Here is an 18101-nt window from a genome sequence, read left to right as displayed (position 1 = left end):
CCATTCCGAGAGTTCGTCTATCGTGGAATGAAACTCGCCGCTCTCGTATTTGCGGTCACGACCCTCTACGGTGCCTCGACCGGCTTGTTCACGATGGACGGGCTACCGCGTGATATCTCAACCGCGGTCGGCGGTCCCAACGTCAATGGACTTGGCGATTTCTTCGACCAGATCGTCAAGGGTGCTGCGCAGACGATCGACAAGATTACCGAGATTCAGGACGCGCGAACTGCGGCTGCCGGCAAAAACCTGATTGGCATGCCGAATAACATCATCGAGATTTTCTTCACCGGCATTTACTGCCTGGTACTGATGGTGATGGCGCTTCTGTCAGCGGCATTGGGATTTACGATCTGCGCGTTTGCGCTGTTTTCTCTGGCACTTCTGGCAGTAGTCGGCCCGCTATTCGTCGCGGCGCTACTCTTCGACTCGACCCGCTCATTCTTCTTTTCCTGGCTCGGGTCGGTCATCAACTACCTTCTGCTGGTGGCGTTTGCATTGCTGCTGACGATTTTTATCCGAAATACGGGTGAGGACTTCATGAGCCAAGCATTCGCCGGAGATACCAACATCCCCGTCATCGCGATCCGCGCGATTGCCTTCTACGTCTTGGGATTCTTCTTTTTCCTTCAAATCCCCGGCCTTGCTGCGGGCCTAGGTGGCGGCGGTGCGTCACTCGCGACTCAATTCGCCAATGCAGCAACCGGCAACTTCGCCCCTAGCGCTGGTCGAGCGCTTTCGAGCGCGCCGGGACGATTAGCCGGCCTGCCGTTCGCACGAGCGCGAGACGCCCGCCAAATGCGCTTGATGGGGGGCACTGGCGGCAGCGGATCCCGCGGCGGGTCGCTCACCCGGACCAATTACTAGGAGCCTCGGCATGAAGTTCGCACCCTTCCTAGCCATCGTTGCCATCGTCGCGATGACCCCGACCCTGCCAGTGGCCGCAGCGAAGGAGAACAAGCTCCCTCGCTGCACCGGCAAGCATCTGCGACCGGCAAACCTCTACGGAACGGTCCTTCCGACCATTCCTGATAGGGGGCTGACGCCTGTGGCGCCGGCGAGCAGCGGGGGTGTGCCACGTGGCACACCTCGCCTGCAGGGAGCAGCACCAGCCTCCCCGGCACCCTCGCCGACCACCAATCTCTTCCCGCCCGCCAGCGCGACGCCGAGCCCACAAGGGCCGACGTCCAGCAACGAGCGGGTGCCGGCCATCGGAGCATCGCCGAGCGCAAGCGCGGCCCTCCCAACCTCTTATGCGAGCTGCTGACAATGGCGATCGGCGTCAAAGACAACGACGAAGACCTCAAGAGCTATTTCGCGGAAGCGGAAGGGTGGGATCGTGAAAGGTTCGTCACCGCTGCACGCTCGCGGCGCGTCGCCTGGATCGTCGCGTCCATAGCCATTGCGTTCGCGGCGATATGCGCTGCCGCGGTGTTGGCGCTCACGCCGTTGAAGACGGTCGTACCCTACGTCGTCACCGTCGATCGATCGACGGGTGCTACCGACGTCACCCAGGAGCTGCGCGGCGATAAGTCGATCACCTATGACGAGGCGATCCGGAAATACTTTCTCGCCGATTACGTCCGGGCGCGGGAGGGGTGGATTCCGCAGGCACGCGAGGAGTTCTTCCGCAAGGTGCTGGCGCTCTCGACGCGAGAGGAACAGGCGCGTTGGACGGCCTTCTACAAGAAGGACAACCCGGACTCTCCGCAAAATCAGCTCACCGCGAACGACGCGGTCTTCGTCGCGATCCGATCGGTCGCCTTCATATCGCCGAACGTCGCGCAGGTTCGCTTCGTGAAGCGCCTCGAACGTGATCAACAGGTGATCGAGACGCCGGCCATCGCGACCATCACTTTCGACGTGCTGTCCAAGCCGGAAACGGAATCCGGACGCTACGCCAACCCGCTCGGTTTCCAGGTGAAGTCCTACCGAGCCGATGCGGAGGTGCCGACACGATGAAGAGCATCCTGCTTATGGCCGCAGCTCTGGGGGCGGTCGTGCCTGCGGCGGCCTTTGCCGAACAGACGCCGCGCCAGCTCGGACCGGATCAGCGCATCCGCGAGGTCAACTATACCGACGGTAATGTCATCAAAATCCGCAGTGGCTTTCGTACCGCGACGCAGATCGAGTTCGCCCCTGGCGAGGTCATTAAATTCGTCGCGATGGGCGACACGGTGTCATGGGAAGTCGCACCGGCAGACAATTCGCTGTTCGTGAAGCCCCGAGAACGGGCCGGGGTGACGAACCTCATCGTCGTGACGGAGTTTCAGGGCACGAAGCGCAACTACACCTTCGAGCTGACAGCCGTCGCCGGTGCGCGTGCGACGGGCACGTTCTTCAAGGTCCGGCTACGCTATCCCGACTATGAGGCGCAGCAAGCGGTTCTAGCGACGCAACAGGCGCAGCTCGCGGCTGCGCTGGCGGCGCAGAACGGCGCGGTCAAGGTGGCGCTCGATCTCGGTGTCCTCGAAGGCAAGCGCAACCTGAATTACAAGGTCGAGGGCTCCTCCGACATTCAACCATCGGAGATCAGCGACAACGGTCAGTTCACCGTTTTGCGCTTCCCGAACCAGCGCGAAATCCCCGCGATCTTCACCGTCAATCCCGACGGAAGCGAGGCCACGGCCGCGTTCGATGTGCGTGATGAGTTCGTGGTCGTCCACGGCATCTACAAGCAAATGCGCCTCCGCAGGGGCAAGGTCGTCCTCTGCATCTACAACGAAAGCCCGAGCTTCTACGGCCGTGATCCCAAGACGGACACCGCATCCGAAGTCGTCGAGCGCACGACGGAGAAGTGACGTGAGCGATAAACGATTCGACGTCGACGCGACGCCCGAAGCAGGCGAGATCGACCGCTCCCCCGCTGCCGACCGCCCGAACCGCATCCCATCACTCAATGCGGCTCAATGGGACAACAAGAAGGTGCTAGTCGGCGCGGCGCTTGCCGGCGGAATCGTCTTCGCGGCCCTGACAGTCGTCACCGGAACCGGGAGTAACAAGGCACTGGAGGTGAAGAAGGCGCCTCCTGCGGTCGAGGCGCCTTACGATCCCAAGTCGGTGATCGCACCGACGCTCGCCACGGCACCTCGCGACCCGAACGCCCCGGTGCAGCTCACCGGAACGCAGGTTCCAGCGATCGGTCCCGACGGGCAGCCGATCACTCCGTATCCATCGACCGGAACGTCAGGCCAGCAAACCCGCGCGCAGTCTGAAGCCGAGCGGCGCGCGAATGAGGCCCGCCAACTCAGCGATAATGCCCGACGATCGACGCTGATCGCCTACAACGGCAACCAGAGCGGTCCGAGTGGCGGTCGAACGCTCGGCGACAACACCGGGGATAGTGGCGATGCGGCACCGCAGGGCGGTAGCGCCACGTCGGCCACCCGGACCAACCTCGATACGCTCAAGCAAACGTCGGCGGTCGGCACCGCCACGGCCCGCATGATCGGCAACCGCAACTACCTCGTCACCGCGGGCGCGATTATCCCCTGCGTCCTGCAAACGGCGATGGACAGCACCGTGCCGGGCTACACCACCTGCATCATCCCTCGGGATATCTACTCGGACAACGGTCGCGTCGTGCTGCTCGAGAAAGGCACGCGCGTTTTCGGCGAATATCAGGGTGGTTTGCAACGCGGCCAGGGTCGGCTCTTCGCGATGTGGACACGCGCGGTCACGCCGCGCGGTGTCGCGATCGATATAGGTTCCCCAGCGTCCGACTCCCTCGGCCGCGCAGGCGTCACCGGCAAAATCGATCGGTTTTTCTGGCAGCGGTTCGGGGCCGCCCTTCTGTTCAGCGTCCTCGATACGGGTGGACAGATCGCCGGCCAGGCCGTCAGCCCGGCCGGGTCGACCGTCTTCCGCACCCCCGGCGACACCACCTCGTCGGTCCTACAGGATACGCAGACGATCCGCCCCGTCGTGCGGGTCAACCAAGGATCCGAGCTGGCGATCACCGTCGCCAAGGATTTCGATTTTTCTCAGGTTTACGGGCTGGGTCTGAAGTGACCGCACCGGGCTTCCGCAACACGGCGATCCTCGATCATGCCGTGCGCCCGCTTCGCCGCTATCTCGACGAAGACGACGTGACGGAAGTCGTCATCAACGAACCTTCGATCATCGGCGTAGAGCGGCATGGCGGGTGGACTTGGGAAAATGAGCCCGACCTTACCCTCGAAGCTCTCAACGGGCTGGCCCGCGCTGCGGCCGCGTTCACGTCGCAGGACGTGACGCGCGAGACGCCGATCTGCTCGACAGTCTTCCCGACCGGCGAACGGGTCCAGCTCGTCCTTCCCCCCGTAGTCCCCGACGGCACCGTATCGATCACGGTGCGCAAACCGTCGACGAAGACGATGACGATAGCGGATTTCGAGGCGAGCGGCCTATTCGCGGAAACCAAGGTCGCCACCAAAAGGGTCAGTCCGGTCGAGGAACGGCTACTGGGCCTGCTCAACACCGGAAAGCACGTCGAGTTCTTCGACCTAGCCGTGCGAAGCCGGCTCAACATCCTGATCTCGGGCGCGACCGGCTCGGGGAAGACGACGTTTTCCAAGGGGCTCATCAAGCTCATTCCAGAGAATGAGCGGCTGCTGACGATCGAGGACACGCGCGAGCTTGTCGTGCCGCACAGGAACGTCGTCCACATGATCTATAGCAAGGATGGCACCGGCACCGCCAAGGTGACGGCCAAAGAGCTGCTGGAAAGCGCACTGCGCATGAGGCCCGATCGCATCCTGCTTCAGGAGCTGCGCGACGGGACCGCCTTTTTCTATCTTCGCAACGTAAACAGCGGTCATCCGGGCTCGATAACCACCATACACGCGGACTCGGCCGAGCTGGCGTTCGAGCAACTGACGCTGCTGGTGAAAGAGAGCGAAGGCGGTGCGGACCTGGCCCGCGACGACATCCGCTCGCTCCTGAAAATCCTCGTCGACGTCGTGGTCCAGATGAAGAAGGTCGACGGCAAGTTCCGGATGACGGAGATCTACTACGATCCGGCAGGGCGTCATGCAGCCTAACCGGCGCGCACTCTTCGCCTTCGGCATTCCGATTGCGCTCGTCGTCGCGTTCCTGATCGCCTCTGTCATCGCCTGGATATATCTCGGGCTTCCCAGCGCCAAGTTCGACCCGCTCAAGATGCCGGCGTTCTTCTGGTACTACCGGCACGATCCAGTCGTGCTGAAGGCTTTCGGCGCCGGTATGGGGATCGGGCTCTTCCTGGCGGCGATCACGCTCTGGTGGTTCGCCAAACTCAAACCGCCCCTGCATGGCGCGGCGCGCTTCGCTCGGGAGAGCGAGATCCGTTGCGCCGGCTTCCGTGCCGCGAACGGCATCGTCTTGGGTAAGAAAGGCGGCAAATTCCTCACGTTCGGGGGAAGCGAACATTGCATCGTCGAGGCCCCTACCCGTTCCGGCAAGGGCGTCGGCATCGTCATTCCCAACCTGCTGTCATGGCAGGAATCCGTCGTCGTCCTCGACGTGAAGCGTGAAAATTGGGATGCAACGGCCGGCTTTCGCGAGAAGCACGGCCAAGCCGTCTACCTGTTCAACCCGACCGAACCGGACGGCCGAACCGCCCGCTACAATCCGCTTGGCTACATCGACCGCATCGATCCCGACGAGGTAATCATCGAGCTGCAGAAGATCGCGACGATGCTGTTCGTCGCGCCCGAACGCGGCGAACCGTTCTGGACGGACTCGGCACGGACCGCCTTCGTCGGGGTGGGTGCCTATCTCGCGGTTTCCGATCGGCCGTTCACCATCGGCTCGATCTACCGCTTGATGACGACGGGCGACACGCGCGGGTTCTTCCGCAGCGTTCTCGAGGAGCGGCACAATTTGTCGCAAGGCTGCCGCAACGCCCTCGCCGACTTCACGTCCGGCGCCGACAATACGTTCGCAGGCATCGTGCAGACCGTCACCTCCAAGCTGAGCCTATGGCTCAATCCACGGGTCGACGCGGCGACGGAGACGAGCGATTTCGATCTACGCGAGCTGCGCACCACCCCTATGTCGATCTATCTCGGTGTATCGCCCGACGAGTTGGACCGTGTTGCGCCGCTTTACAATCTGCTGTTTCAACAGTTGATCGACCTCAACGTACGCGAGCTGCCAGGTACGCAGACGCCGCTACAGGTTCTCGTCATCCTCGACGAGTTTGCACGCATCGGCCGCGCGCAGACGATCGCCAGCGCCTTCTCCTACGTTGCTGGCTACGGCATCCGCCTTTTGCCGGTGATCCAGTCCAGGTCGCAGCTCCGCGCGGTTTATGGCGAGCATGTCGCCAACGAGATCGTCGCCAATTGCGGGGTAGAAGTCGCCTTCACGCCCAAGGAGCTACGGGTCGCGAATGAGCTATCCGAGCGGATCGGATATGTCGGTCAGGAATCCGTCACGAAGTCGCTGACCATCCACGGCATCCTCGCCAACCGCTCCAAGTCCATGTCCGATCAGCGCCGCGCCCTCCTGCTGCCGCAAGAGCTGATGCAATTCCCCGATACCGAACTGCTTCTGCTGAGAGGCGGCATCCCTCCCATTCACGGCGACAAGATTCGATATTTCGGAGATGCCCTATTTCGTAGCCGGCTCGCGCAGGCACCGGTGGTGGCTCCGATCCCGCAGCGGATCGATGACGCTGAGGAGCTGCCGGCTTGCGTAGAGCCGACGTTCGACCAGCTCACTGACCCCGATCCGATGTCATTCGCGATGGATAGCGTTGTCATCCAGGATTTCCCCGACATGCTCATTGACGTCTCGACCGAGCAACGGGGCGACGAACTTGTAGGTATGATCGAACAGGAGCGGTGACATGGATCAAAAGACCGACACTGCCGGCGTTGAGGCCGATCGGCGTCGTCGAACGATGGAGGTGCCGTCCGATCTGGAATCGAGGTTCCTGCGGGTCGGCGACAAGCTCTATCGGAGCCCACACGACAAAGAGCCGATGGCGACGATCACCCCCGATCGCATAAAGGCCAAGGATAGGGAGTCGCTGCCCGATCTTATCCGTCTCGCCAAAGAGAATGGGTGGACATCGCTTCGGATCGACGGCGACGAAGAATTTAAGCGGGCAGCGTATCTCGCGGCTACGGCGCAGGGGCTCAAGATCGACGGGTATCAGCCGGACGCCAAGACGAAGGCTGCGGCCGAGCGTGAACAGGCTCGCCAACCTGGCGCGATGCCCACAAAGGCGCAGACCGCTCGCACTGCGAACCAGGTTCGCGACGCTAAGGAGCAGCCCGAACCCGGACGTGATCTAGCCGAACGATTTCGTCGACAGACAGATGTGCAAAATGCCAAAGACCCCGAGCTGCGTAAGGCGCAAAGCCACGTCGCACTGGCGATGGTCGTGGCGGCCGATCGCTTCCCGGGTGAGCACACCAAGCAACGTGAGTTCGTCGCAGAGCGCAAGGAGGAAGTCGCTGCCCGGATCGATCGGGGCGAGCGGGTCGCCGGCGTCGAGGTCAAGCAGAAGCAGGATCAACAGGTCCGCGATATGACCCAGGAAGTGATCTACGAGAAGTCGCGCTCGATCGGGGGCCGGTGATGGGCGCGGCCTAGCAGACGACGACGTCGAGATAGCCCGCGTGCGCAGCAGCTATCTCGCGGATGATCCCGTCCCGTGTGACGAGCGGCACCTTCTTGATTCTGGCGCTGGCGATCAGGAAACAATCACCGGGATCTTTGTGCCCGGTGTGCGTCACTACCCTTGCGGCTTCGAGCGAAATCCGCTGCTGGATCGGCACGAGCTTCGCTTCGGTGACGCTCACCGCGTCCCTGAACCACTGATCCGGTGGATCATCCCCTAGATGGGGCCGACCGGCGATGCGTGTCTTTTTAGATGCGACCGATAATTCCCACGCCGTGATGGGTGACACGAAAAGGGCACCAGCCTCCTGGCTTTCACCGATCGCGACCAGTGTGTCCTCCGTCAGCGGCTCCTCGCCGCTGACGAGCCAATAAAGCGTGTGGGTATCGAGGAGAACGCCCGGCAACGCGCGCTATGCCGTCTTAGGCGCAGCGACCTTGCGGGGTTTCCTGCTCTTTATCGCCTGTGACGCGATCGGCTTGGTGAGGTCGACGCCCTTCTTGAGGGTCAATTGGCCTTTGAGCGCCCCGACGCCTCGAACAGTCAAGAAACGACCCGTTTTAGAATCGCGGACCGTCGTGCTTGTCGAGGTGGGCTGAGCCTTGGCCATGCCATCAATATACAGCGTCACCCTTGCCGGCGAAAGTCTGTCTAGCGCGCCACCCTTCCGGTCCCAACTAGCGACGCCTGGTCGGCGGGGGAGGTGTGCCACGTGGCACGCCTCGGTCCGGTTGCGGGTCGGTTCGCGCTCGATCCTGTGCGTCTCGAACGCGCTTCTCGGCGTCGCGGAGCATCATGTCCGGCACCGTTTCGATTCCCGCCCGCTCTTGGACGAACTTCCGGACGTCGCCGGCGAGCTGGCGGTCTTCGCGGTTGCCGGTGCGATCGAGGCGGTCGGCCGCGGCCTCGTAGCGCCGTTTGGTGTCCTGCCAGCGTGCCCGTGTCTTAGTAGCGAGCGCTGGCTGTTGGGCCTTGCCGAGAGCGATTTGCATCGCCTCGCGCGCTTGCCGCAGATCGGCATTTGTAGGTTGGCGGGACGCACCGTTGCGTATGCGTGCGCGCAACTGCGTCAGCGCCATGCTGGTGCCCGCCCTCCCCTGTCCGCGCGTATAGCGCGGTGTCGCCTCTGCCTCGACACCGCGGCTGCGCAGCGCTTCAGCAAACGCCTCGCGAAATCGAAACAGATCCTCGCGCCTAGGATCGAAGCGCTTCCGGTCCATTCCTTCGGCTTGAACCGTCAGATGGACGTGCGGCCTGGGTGTGTCGGTGTGAAGAGCAAGGACGTAGTCGTGATTGTCACCAATCAGGCGTTCGGCCGCTTCCCTGACGGACTCCCTTACCTTGTCGGGGTTGGTGCCTGCTGGCATCGAGAACACCATCGCAACGGCCGAAACCGATGTCCCCTGCCGCCAATAGAGCGGGTCGGACCATTCGTCCGCGATCTGATGCGCATCATCCTTCGACGTTATCCGCTCACCGTCCCGTGTTTCGATCGCGATGTCGCCGTGGCGACCGATATAATCCAGATGGGCGGCCAGGTGCTTCGCGCCCTTCTTCCGCCCTGTCACCTTGACCAGCACCTCCGGCGTGCGGTGAACGACCCGCGCGAGAGTGGCCCGAACGGCCGAGGCTGTCGGTGCGACGTTGTGTCGGGGCGCGAATGCCCCGATGCCGTTGACGATGCTCTTGGCATAACGCGCGTTCGGATCGCCCACGATGCGCGGCTTGAACCGCGGTTTCATCGCCTCCCACAGCTCATCCTCGCGCTCGCCGAAGGGCATTAGTCTGCGACCTCCCAATAGGCGGTGTCGCCACGAAGCGCGCCTCCGAGCGCGTCGACCTGTTCGGTGATCTCTTCGCGCATGTCGGCGATACGACGCAACTCCCGCTCGATCTGCAATCCGCTATCCGCCATTAGCGAGGCGTTGCCGGCCTTCATCGCCTGGTTGAGGTTTCGGCCGATGCGTTGAAGCTGCATGCGGATCGGCGCGAGAGCATCACGCAAGCCGTCGTCGACATTGCCCTTCAATCCGAGATGGCGTCGCGCCAGTGCTTTGATCCAACGCGAACGGTCGACACCGCGATCGGCCGCTCGCCGATCGAGCAGCGCCAACTCGGCATCGGTGAAGCTGAGCGTCACGCGGTTGCCGGCGCCGTCAGCGCGTGGCGCGATCCGAGGCGCGTCGATCACCTGCTTCAATGACTGCTGAAGCACGGTTCGGAGGAGCGCGCTGCGCCCTCCCCTTCCCTCTGCAACGGCATCGAACGCGGCCAACAGGTCGCGATCGATGCGCGCCGTCAGCATCGCGGTCGGCTTGGTTGGGGATGCAAGTTGCGAGGCCGCGGTCATGCTCCGAAGGAGTAATGTAATACAGCAAACACAGCAATACCTATCCTGCCATTGAACATCCCCAACCATAACCCTTCTCGAAAGGGTGCCACGTGGCACCCTCAATCGATCTTGGATGAAGCGTTTTCGCGGAAGGAAAGACGATGCACGAACGCGAGCGACGATCGCCGCCGACGCTCTTCGTTCAACGGCCGGCGATCAGCGCCAGCTAACGATCCGGGGCGTGTCTTCGCCGTCGAAGTGGAGCAAGGCTTCCACGACGATCGCACGCTGACCGTCCACCTCGATCGTCGGCCGTTCGATCTTCTGCTTCCCACCCTTCGCTTTTGACGATCGCGGGGCAGGGGCACTCGCGCTGGAAACCGCCGTCGACGGGACCGGTGTCGCATCCTGGGCGCGCTCGGCAAGCTCGTCCCTGATTTCGTCCGTTGTTGGGGCGGGAGGATCGACCGGGGTTTCGTCGCTGGTTTTTCCAGACTCTCCGGCCGCGCCTGGTTGCACGACTGGCGAGGCAGCAGGAGACTCGGTCGGCGCGTTGGTCTTCTTCGCTCCCACGTCGCGTGCCAACCGTTCGCACGCTAATACTGTCATATCCTCGGTCGCCGTGTTCTCGATAAACGTCCGCGTCGCCACATCGTCCACCTTGGCTGCCTGAGTCAGGGCAACGGCACTCCGCATCGAAATATCGGCCAGCAGTGCAGAGATGTAATCGGGTGCGCTTGCGAGGCCATGATACCGGGTCAGCAGCGTGCGGTTCCGGCCTGTCTGCCGCGCTAGATCTGCGAGCGTGCGGCCGGAGCCAACCTCCTTGGCGACGAAGGCGACCACGTCGGCTGTCGACAGGTTTTCGCGCTGATCGTTCTCGATGAATTGGTCGATGCGGACCTGCGCGGGATCATCCGCCTTGGCGACGATCGCGCGAACCTTGATGCCGAGTTGCTTGCACGCGCGCCAGCGACGTTCGCCGAACTGGATGCGATAGCGCCCTTCCTCGTCCTTCGGGGCGACCGTTACTGGTTGGAGCTGCCCTCGTGCTTCGATCGTCCCGGCCATCTCGTTGATCGTTGCCGGATCGATGTCGCGCCGGACGTTCTCGGGATCGGGATAGAGCTGATCCGGATCGAGGAGCAGAACGCGATCCGCGTCAGCAACCTCGGCCTTGTCACTGAAGACGTCGAAATTGTCGAAGTCCATTATCCGTTGCTCCCGATCCGGGTCATGGCTTCCTCTAGAAAGGCGCGCATCGCCGGCAGCGATCCTCGCACGTCCTTGTTCAAGCGCCACACTGGCACGCGCTCTTGAAGCGCCTGGCTGTAGTGTGCGCGATCGGGGAGGTAGCTGGTGAACAGGTTTTTTCCGACCTTCTCCCGGATCGCCGCGAGCATTTCCATCTGAGCGCGATCGTTGGCCTTCACGCGGTTGGCGACCAGGCCGGCGACATGGATCGGCTTTGTTCGACCGCGCTGGTTTACCGTAGCGATCGAATCCGACACCTGCTTAGTCGATGCCGGACCGAACGGCCCCAGCTCGACGGGAATTATCAGCGAGTCCGCTACCATCAGCGCCGCGAAATTGATCCAGGACCAGGAGGGAGGCGTGTCGATGACACAGAAATCGAACGCAGGACCAAGCTGCGGGAAGTTGGTCCGGATGTTTCCGAGCGCCTTCGTGTAATCCGCGTCATACTCGCCGCCCATGCGGTTCGAGTAGATCGACAGGCGAGGCGCGGAAGCGGGCGGCGAGTAGCGGGGCTCGAACAGAGGCTTGCACGTGCCAAGGCTCTCGAACTCTGCCAGGGCCGCGGTCGCGTTGCACTGGCGATCGAGATCGAGAAACAGAACGCGATGGCCGGCGTCGGCTAGAATCCATGCCAGATGGCAGGCAATCGTCGTCTTGCCCGCGCCGCCCTTCTCTACGTTGATGGCGATAGTCTTCACGTCCTACCAGCCACGATCCGACGGGGTGTTCCAATGGTCGTAGCCGCGATAGTTGGAATCTGTGCGCGTGTTGCGCCGCGCTTCCTCGTCGGCCGTGTCGCCGCTCCAGACGCGCGGGTTCTCGCTGCGGCCCATGCCGGACAGCAGACCCCAGCCCACGAATACGAGAAAACCGATCGTCAGTAGGTGGTCCAACATGGCCTTAGCCTCCGTCGCCTTGATGAAAGGCCCATCCTGTAATAAATGGTATCTAAATCCTCGTCAATATGAGATACCAACAATTCCATGACGACGAATGACTCTAGCAAGCTCGGCTCGGTCGGTCGCCCGCGGATTAACGCAGAGCAGACGATGGCGCGATTTCCGACGGGGACGTTGGTCCGGATCAAAGCGTTGCTGCGCCCGGGAGAGACGGTTGCCGATTTCATGCGCGAGTCCGTCGAGATGGAAATGCGAAGGCGGGAAGGGCCGCCAGTAGGCGGCCCCGACCGCACCTAGTCGCGGTCCTCCGAACCCTTGGCGAGGATCGCGAAGCCATCGGCGATCAGCTCAACCGTATAGCGCTTGCCATCGGCCGCGTCGTAGGAGTTCTGGCGAACCCGGCCGGTGATATGCACGAGATCGCCCTTCTGCGATTTGGCGGCGCGCTCGATCAGCTTACCGAACACCGTCACCTCGTTCCAATGCGTGTCGGTCACCCACTCGCCGTTCTCCTGCCGGTTATAGTTGGCGGCGACGCTGACCTTCGTCACCTTGTCATGCTCGGTGATCTTCCCGACCCGGCCGATGATCCGAAACTCCGCGATGTTCTGCATGGTCCTGCCCTTCGATCGATCAGGCTAATTCCTGATGGGAATTGAAGGGGAGCGCGGGCGCCGCGATCAAGCGAAAAAACGGAGGGTCCGCGCAGCGGAAACCGTAGGCGAAGCCGGTTATTCGCTTGATCGTAGAAGGCGGCGAGCGCCCATTTTCCCATCAACAGAGAAATAGCCGGTCGAAGGACTCGACCTGAGCCATCGCGATCGGTGTGGTGCCGGGCAGTGCTAGGATCTCCGTATGTGGTGACGATCGGCGTCAGCCCGGTACGGCCGCGGGAAACCGGAGATCGACAACGTTGAAAGGGAAGGATGCGGCGATAACCGCGCCGCCTTCGCTGCAACTTGGCGCTACGGCCGCGATCATGGTCGAAAAACGGTTCGACCAAGCATCAGCTCAACCGTTTGAGCGCAACAGAAGTCGCATGCTCCCCTCGGGAGCACCGCGCCGCAGGCGCGTTCTACATTTCGGCTTGGTATTGTCGGTCATTGGATGGGTTTTGATTGGTTAGTTGGGTTTCGCCGTCAGGCGTTAGATCGTTGGCCGACTAGGCCAACTCCATTTGAACATATAATAAATGAATCATGGAGCGGTTGACCATTTTTTTGAGACTCTCGTTCTTCGATGCTGATGGCGAGGCGCATCATAATGCTACGCAGGCCGGCGTCGTTGATGTCTTCGGCCACAACCTGGCGTGGCGAGCGCCATAGGCGCATCGCCTCGATCTCTTCGATACGATCGGCATCTCGCTGCACCACATCGTCGGGCAGGGGAGAGGGGCGAAAGCATCTCGGAAGGAAGCCGACCAGGCGGTTCGGAAAGCGCATCCGGTAGACGTTTGAGGTCTGCTCATAGCGTGCCTTCGGGCGATCGGGGGTTGGTTCGACCGGGACGCATCGCCGCTGCTTATCGAGCATCCCCATGCTGGCGAGGATCTTGAGACCGCGCCCGACGCTCGCGCGCGACAACCCTGTGTGCGTCTCGATCCATTCCCATGTCGGGAATACCTTACCGGCGCATGTGCGGGCGAGCTGCGTTAGCTGCTCGAACACCCGCACTGCCGCAGGCGTAATTAGCGTGACGAGGCGTTCAGCCTCGGTGAGCTGGCGGCCTTCGGTGCGGGCAAGGCGCCTGATCGCATTCTTACGCTTCAGCAGCTCGACGGCGTTGCGGTAGAGCCGGTCCGTTTCGCCCTTCGCATAGGTGTAGAAGAATTCGTCCTCGAACGTGCCGGCCTTTCGGCTGTGAGGATGTACGTGTGCGCGCGTCCGGTTCGGTGCGCCTGATCGCGACCTGGCCCGCTCGTTCGTCACCCTTTCGAGCGCCATGAAACTCGCGCGCGCGATTGAAACAGCTCCCATTTTCCGTCCCCTTTCGGGGCTGGGACCAGGCAAAACTAGAGCGTGGCGCGAAGCGCGCTCCCTTGAACCGAAGCTCGGGAACGAGTATGAGAAAGGCGTCTTACGACCGGATCGATGCCGCCAAGCATCGCTCATCACGTTCCAGGGTGCCCGGCCTTCGTGCCGGGCATTCGTTTATGTGGTCACAGCCGCTTTTCCCTCGATCTTGCCGGCGTGCTGCCGATCGAGAGGATTTTGCAGAATTAAACCGCAACGCGGAAGCGCTGGCGGTTCGTGCTATCCCGGATCAAAGTCGGAAATCGTTCGTGCTATCGCGGATCAATGCGCTCGGAATTCGTGCTTTCGCGGATCAATGAGAGCGCCGGGTTCGTGCTTTCGCGGATCAATGCTAGCGTTCGGTGCGGCTGCGGCGAATCAGGTGAGAACCGCTGCGTTCGCAAGCTTCAGCACTTTTGGTTCGATTAGAACCTGGCAGTATCCGGTCTTTCTCCCGGGCCGAGGCGCAGTCTTTGCCCCGCTTGGCGGAGCATCGAACAGTATTACCCGGTAGTCGGGTATGGCATCGGCCTCTAATATCGCCTTCAAGGCATGACGGAAATGGGCGAGAGAGTTCTGATAGCCGAGTTGGAGACGGAGGTCGTCGAGGCTCAACTCGTAAGGGCCATCGACGCACGCCGAACGAGCGATTTCGTATAGGCGCCGTTCGACTGGCCCGAGCCGGAAATAGGCAGGGGCGTAGTCCAGCACCTGACGATCCCGGAGGATCGCGCGGAAGAGCCAATCGCAAAGGCGAACCCTGACGGCTTTGAGGCGCTTCTCTCCGGGGCGCTCACCGTTTTTGGTGTAGTAGAGCTTCGCCTCGGATAGCCATGAGAAATACCCCTCTTCCCCTTCGCCACCTGCCTCGATGTTGGTCTTGATCTGCGTCCCCTGCAGCCGTTCAAGTGCCTGCGATAGCCGAGTATAGGACCGCGCCGACGGGTTATTACCAGTGACGCAGAAGAGGTCGTGGGCGGTAAAGTAGAAATCTTGGGAGACTTCCTCGCCTGCCTCTAGCTTCGCAACCATCAAACTAGCGATATAGAGGACGATTTCCTTATCGTAGATCGTCGCAACGCCTTTTGCCGTAGGCACGATCTCTATCGAGACGCTGTCGGTTTTGTAGGAGAGCGTCTTGGTCCACTTGCCTTTGCTAAGTGCAAAGAAAGGGAACGCCATCAAGGATCGCTCCCCGCGCACCTCACTCATAAGCGGGCTGTCGAGCGCGAAAAGGTCAGCTTGGTTTGGCGGCATCGGGCTCGTCTCCATGATGGCGCCCATGACGCAGTTGCATCTTCGCCTGTTTTGCATTGATCCGCAAAAGCACGAATCGAGCGCGGCGAATTGATCCGGGAAAGCACGAAGTCAGGGAGCCCGCCTGTGGAGCCGACCCCATCGACACTGCCTCCAAGGCAGGAATTCGTGCTTTCGCGGATAAACTCATGTGACGCGCTCGCCAACGGGCGCGTCGAGACGCGCGAGATTGTTGTAGAGCGTCGACCGGCTGACGCCGAACGTGTGTGCGACCTCGCGCGCCGTCACCTCCGGATCGTCCAGCAGCCGCTTGGCCTGGCGCAATTGCGAGATCGACAGGATTGGGGGTCGGCCACCATTGCGACCGCGCGCGCGCGCTGCCTTCAATCCCGCTCTCGTCCGCTCGCTGTTAAGCCGACGCTCGAACTGCGCCATGCTGGCGAAGAGATGAAAGATCAGCTCGCCCCCGGCGCTGGTAGTATCGAGCCGTTCGGCAAGGCTCTCGAAGCCGACGCCGCGATCGGCAAGGGCATTCACCGTGGCGATCAAGTGGGGCAGGTTGCGCCCTAGCCGATCGAGCCGCGTCACCACCAGCGTATCGCCGGCGCGCAGCGCGCGCAGTGCATTCGCCAGCTCGGGCCGATCGTCCTTCTTGCCGCTGCCATGTTCGGCATAGACATCGGCGCATCCGGTGGCACGCAGCTCGTCGAGTTGCCCGGCCAGGTTTTGATCGTCGGTCGATACACGCGCGTAGCCGACCCGCATTGGACCTGCCTTTCTCGTTACGTCGGCTCCTTTGTCCATAAATCAATCTCACGCGACGTTGGCTAGACGCTGATACCTAGACTGAAAGGTGGACGATCGCCAGCACGAACGCGCTAGGAACGTCGTTGTCAGATCCGGCGTCGCTGCGATGTCCAGAATACGACCGTTTCTTAGACAGTGCTTTTAGACGGCGCACATGGTCCGCTGCGCGATGCGTCGAACCGAGCATCTACCCCGTTCCCTTTTCGTTCTATGGTGCGTTACAAGGGCACCGAAGGGAATCACCATGCTGCCACTGATGCAGCCGGTGCCGATCGCCGAGGTGCCGAAGGGGATTCTTCTACGCATCGTCGGTGCAGCCGGCGCCGGCTTTCCAAGCCCTGCCCAAGATTGGCAGGATGACGCGATCAGCTTGATCGAGCTGCTTCGGCTCGATCGGGCGGCGAGCTTCGTGTTCCGGATCAGCGGTACCAGCATGATCGAGGCCGGCATCCACGATAACGACGTCGTGGTGGTCGATCGCGACACCCGTCCTGCGCAAGGGCATATCGTGATCGCGATCGTCGATGGAGGGTTCGTCTGTCGCCAGCTCGTCCAACGCCGGGGCGCAACGTTCCTCGAGGCGAGGAACAGCCAGCAGAGCTACGAGGCGACCCCGGCGGAAGGCATAGAGATATGGGGCGTCGTGCGGACCGGCGTCCGCGACTACCGGCGCTAGGCGGTATGTCGTGGGCGATCGTCGACGTTTCCAACTTCTACGTCAGTGCGGAGCGATTGTTCGATCCCAGCCTGCGCGGCGTTCCCGTCATCGTCCTGTCCAACAACGATGGCTGCGCGGTCGCCCGGAGCGAGGAAGCAAAGGCGCTGCACGTTCGGATGGGCGAACCGGTGTTCAAAATCCGCGACCGGATCAAGCGCCACGGTATCCAGCTCCGATCGAGCAATTACGAGCTGTATGCAGACCTCAACCGGCGTTTCAACGCCGTCATCGCCGATCATGCCGACATGGTGGAGATCTACTCGATCGACGAGAGTTTCTTCCGCCTACCAACGCTGCCGAACGGCCTCGGCGATGTTAAGGCCGCGCACTTGGTCCGCGAGGACATCGCGCGTTCGGTCGGCTTGCCGACCCGGATCGGGCTGGGGCCGACGCGCACGTTGTCGAAGGTCGCGAACGCCTTGGCGAAAGCGACCGAGAAAGTCTGGGGGGGCGTGGTCGACCTGCACGATGTGGAGCTGCGTCGGCGACTGTTCGAGCAGTGGCCGGTGGGAGAGGTGTGGGGGATCGGACCCGCGCTCGAAGCACGGCTGCGGCCCCTTGGCGTGAAGACGACGGCGGATCTGACCGCCCTGCCGCCCGCGGTTGCCCGCGACGTGGGAACGGTCGTGCTCGAACGGCTCGTGCGCGAGCTGGGCGGGGTCGAATGCGACGACTTCAAGGTTGCGCCCGAACCACTCAAGGCGACCGCGGTCACACGCCAGTTCGGTGAACCTGTCACCGCGCTCGACGAGCTGCGCGAGGCGATGGCACGACGCGCGGCACGCGCGACCGAGAAGATACGGGCGCAAGGGCTGGCGGCGAGCCGCCTGATCGCGTTCGCACACGGGTCTCGATACCGGCCCAATCCGCCGTCCGCATCGCGATCCGCGCGGCTTTCCCCTCCGACCAACGATCCCCGCGTCATCGTCGGGATCGCGACAAAGATGATGGAGGCGATGTTTCAGCCGGGGGGCGTCTATACGAAATGCGGCGTGCTGCTGGAGGATTTGTCGCCCGAAGGGGAGGGGCAAACCGACCTCTTTGCCGTGGCGGACCCGAAGGCGCCGGCGCTGCTTGCCGCAATGGACGGCCTGAACACGCGGTTCGGGCGGGATACTGTCGTCCTGGCAGCACAGGGCTGCGGAACACGATCGTTCGACACCAAGCGCAGTCAGAAAAGCCCGGCGTGGACGACCAAGATCGGAGAGATCCCGATCGCTAAATAGGG

19 protein-coding genes are annotated in these 18101 nt (G+C 62.3%); 9 read left to right on the top strand and 10 right to left on the bottom strand.

Features of this window, described 5'->3' with window-relative positions; genetic code table 11:
* The 7 genes from EQZ23_RS19155 to EQZ23_RS19125 form a co-directional block, all read left to right on the top strand.
* On the top strand, positions 1-867 hold an 867-nt coding region (locus EQZ23_RS19155; RefSeq protein ID WP_128456059.1), incomplete at its 5' end, for a type IV secretion system protein.
* Positions 868-1269: 402 nt separating this feature from the next.
* Positions 1270-1962 (top strand): VirB8/TrbF family protein, encoded by a 693-nt coding sequence (locus EQZ23_RS19150; RefSeq protein ID WP_128456058.1) that lies wholly within the window; start codon positions 1270-1272, stop codon positions 1960-1962.
* Positions 1959-2801 carry a TrbG/VirB9 family P-type conjugative transfer protein gene (locus tag EQZ23_RS19145; protein WP_128456057.1) on the top strand — a complete coding sequence of 281 codons (843 nt, stop codon included), beginning with the start codon at positions 1959-1961 and terminating at the stop codon, positions 2799-2801. Before EQZ23_RS19150 ends, EQZ23_RS19145 begins: the two co-directional genes overlap by 4 nt.
* A gap of 1 nt (position 2802) precedes the next feature.
* Positions 2803-4011 (top strand): type IV secretion system protein VirB10, encoded by a 1209-nt coding sequence (virB10, locus tag EQZ23_RS19140; RefSeq protein WP_128456056.1) that lies wholly within the window; start codon positions 2803-2805, stop codon positions 4009-4011.
* Positions 4008-5021, top strand: a complete 1014-nt coding sequence (gene virB11 / locus EQZ23_RS19135; RefSeq protein WP_128456055.1) for a P-type DNA transfer ATPase VirB11 — start codon at positions 4008-4010, stop codon at positions 5019-5021. The genes virB10 and virB11 overlap by 4 nt, the downstream gene beginning before the upstream one ends.
* On the top strand, positions 5011-6810 hold the full coding sequence (locus EQZ23_RS19130; RefSeq protein WP_128456054.1) for a type IV secretory system conjugative DNA transfer family protein: 1800 nt from the start codon (positions 5011-5013) through the stop codon (positions 6808-6810). The genes virB11 and EQZ23_RS19130 overlap by 11 nt, the downstream gene beginning before the upstream one ends.
* Before the next feature lies 1 nt (position 6811).
* Positions 6812-7549 carry an LPD7 domain-containing protein gene (locus EQZ23_RS19125; protein ID WP_128456053.1) on the top strand — a complete coding sequence of 246 codons (738 nt, stop codon included), beginning with the start codon at positions 6812-6814 and terminating at the stop codon, positions 7547-7549.
* A gap of 10 nt (positions 7550-7559) precedes the next feature.
* On the opposite strand, the gene EQZ23_RS19120 is transcribed toward EQZ23_RS19125, so the two are convergent.
* The 10 genes from EQZ23_RS19120 to EQZ23_RS19070 form a co-directional block, all read right to left on the bottom strand.
* Entirely contained in the window at positions 7560-7997 is a 438-nt protein-coding gene (locus EQZ23_RS19120) for a type II toxin-antitoxin system VapC family toxin (protein WP_128456052.1), read from the bottom strand.
* A 271-nt stretch (positions 7998-8268) separates the two neighbouring features.
* Entirely contained in the window at positions 8269-9372 is a 1104-nt protein-coding gene (locus EQZ23_RS19110; RefSeq protein WP_128456050.1) for a relaxase/mobilization nuclease domain-containing protein, read from the bottom strand.
* The gene (locus EQZ23_RS19105) at positions 9372-9941 is read right to left on the bottom strand and encodes a hypothetical protein (RefSeq protein ID WP_240663695.1); all 570 of its coding nucleotides are present in this window, start codon (positions 9939-9941) and stop codon (positions 9372-9374) included. The genes EQZ23_RS19110 and EQZ23_RS19105 overlap by 1 nt, the downstream gene beginning before the upstream one ends.
* A 198-nt stretch (positions 9942-10139) precedes the next feature.
* Positions 10140-11225 carry a ParB/RepB/Spo0J family partition protein gene (locus EQZ23_RS19100; RefSeq protein ID WP_240663694.1) on the bottom strand — a complete coding sequence of 362 codons (1086 nt, stop codon included), beginning with the start codon at positions 11223-11225 and terminating at the stop codon, positions 10140-10142.
* Complete coding sequence (locus EQZ23_RS19095) at positions 11135-11878, bottom strand: ParA family protein (protein WP_107955911.1); 744 nt, start codon at positions 11876-11878, stop codon at positions 11135-11137. Before EQZ23_RS19095 ends, EQZ23_RS19100 begins: the two co-directional genes overlap by 91 nt.
* Positions 11879-11881: 3 nt before the next feature.
* On the bottom strand, positions 11882-12076 hold the full coding sequence (locus tag EQZ23_RS19090; protein WP_128456049.1) for a hypothetical protein: 195 nt from the start codon (positions 12074-12076) through the stop codon (positions 11882-11884).
* Positions 12077-12372: 296 nt separating this feature from the next.
* The gene (locus tag EQZ23_RS19085; protein ID WP_128456048.1) at positions 12373-12693 is read right to left on the bottom strand and encodes a single-stranded DNA-binding protein; all 321 of its coding nucleotides are present in this window, start codon (positions 12691-12693) and stop codon (positions 12373-12375) included.
* Positions 12694-13218: 525 nt separating this feature from the next.
* On the bottom strand, positions 13219-14055 hold the full coding sequence (locus EQZ23_RS19080; RefSeq protein ID WP_128456047.1) for an RNA replicase: 837 nt from the start codon (positions 14053-14055) through the stop codon (positions 13219-13221).
* Positions 14056-14469: 414 nt separating this feature from the next.
* The gene (locus tag EQZ23_RS19075) at positions 14470-15375 is read right to left on the bottom strand and encodes a replication initiator protein A (RefSeq protein WP_128456046.1); all 906 of its coding nucleotides are present in this window, start codon (positions 15373-15375) and stop codon (positions 14470-14472) included.
* 159 nt (positions 15376-15534) lie between these two features.
* On the bottom strand, positions 15535-16113 hold the full coding sequence (locus tag EQZ23_RS19070) for a recombinase family protein (protein ID WP_128456045.1): 579 nt from the start codon (positions 16111-16113) through the stop codon (positions 15535-15537).
* Positions 16114-16399: 286 nt separating this feature from the next.
* Between EQZ23_RS19070 and EQZ23_RS19065 the strand changes: the two genes are divergently transcribed.
* A complete protein-coding gene (locus EQZ23_RS19065; RefSeq protein WP_128456044.1) occupies positions 16400-16831 on the top strand; it encodes a S24 family peptidase in 432 nt (143 codons plus the stop codon).
* 5 nt (positions 16832-16836) lie between these two features.
* On the top strand, positions 16837-18099 hold the full coding sequence (locus tag EQZ23_RS19060; RefSeq protein WP_164913530.1) for a Y-family DNA polymerase: 1263 nt from the start codon (positions 16837-16839) through the stop codon (positions 18097-18099).
* The last annotated feature ends 2 nt before the right edge of the window (positions 18100-18101 follow it).

The sequence above is a fragment of the Sphingomonas sp. UV9 genome (genome assembly GCF_004101245.1).
Classification (GTDB): domain Bacteria; phylum Pseudomonadota; class Alphaproteobacteria; order Sphingomonadales; family Sphingomonadaceae; genus Sphingomonas.
This window is presented reverse-complemented; position numbering and strand designations above follow the sequence as displayed.

Coding starts and splice junctions, on each gene's coding strand:
- EQZ23_RS19150 (WP_128456058.1), top strand. CDS start 1,270: ATGGCGATCGGCGTCAAAGACAACGACGAAGACCTCAAGAGCTATTTC.
- EQZ23_RS19145 (WP_128456057.1), top strand. CDS start 1,959: ATGAAGAGCATCCTGCTTATGGCCGCAGCTCTGGGGGCGGTCGTGCCT.
- EQZ23_RS19130 (WP_128456054.1), top strand. CDS start 5,011: ATGCAGCCTAACCGGCGCGCACTCTTCGCCTTCGGCATTCCGATTGCG.
- EQZ23_RS19125 (WP_128456053.1), top strand. CDS start 6,812: ATGGATCAAAAGACCGACACTGCCGGCGTTGAGGCCGATCGGCGTCGT.
- EQZ23_RS19110 (WP_128456050.1), bottom strand. CDS start 9,372: ATGCCCTTCGGCGAGCGCGAGGATGAGCTGTGGGAGGCGATGAAACCG.
- EQZ23_RS19105 (WP_240663695.1), bottom strand. CDS start 9,941: ATGACCGCGGCCTCGCAACTTGCATCCCCAACCAAGCCGACCGCGATG.
- EQZ23_RS19090 (WP_128456049.1), bottom strand. CDS start 12,076: ATGTTGGACCACCTACTGACGATCGGTTTTCTCGTATTCGTGGGCTGG.
- EQZ23_RS19085 (WP_128456048.1), bottom strand. CDS start 12,693: ATGCAGAACATCGCGGAGTTTCGGATCATCGGCCGGGTCGGGAAGATC.
- EQZ23_RS19080 (WP_128456047.1), bottom strand. CDS start 14,055: ATGGGAGCTGTTTCAATCGCGCGCGCGAGTTTCATGGCGCTCGAAAGG.
- EQZ23_RS19075 (WP_128456046.1), bottom strand. CDS start 15,375: ATGGGCGCCATCATGGAGACGAGCCCGATGCCGCCAAACCAAGCTGAC.
- EQZ23_RS19070 (WP_128456045.1), bottom strand. CDS start 16,113: ATGCGGGTCGGCTACGCGCGTGTATCGACCGACGATCAAAACCTGGCC.
- EQZ23_RS19065 (WP_128456044.1), top strand. CDS start 16,400: ATGCTGCCACTGATGCAGCCGGTGCCGATCGCCGAGGTGCCGAAGGGG.
- EQZ23_RS19060 (WP_164913530.1), top strand. CDS start 16,837: ATGTCGTGGGCGATCGTCGACGTTTCCAACTTCTACGTCAGTGCGGAG.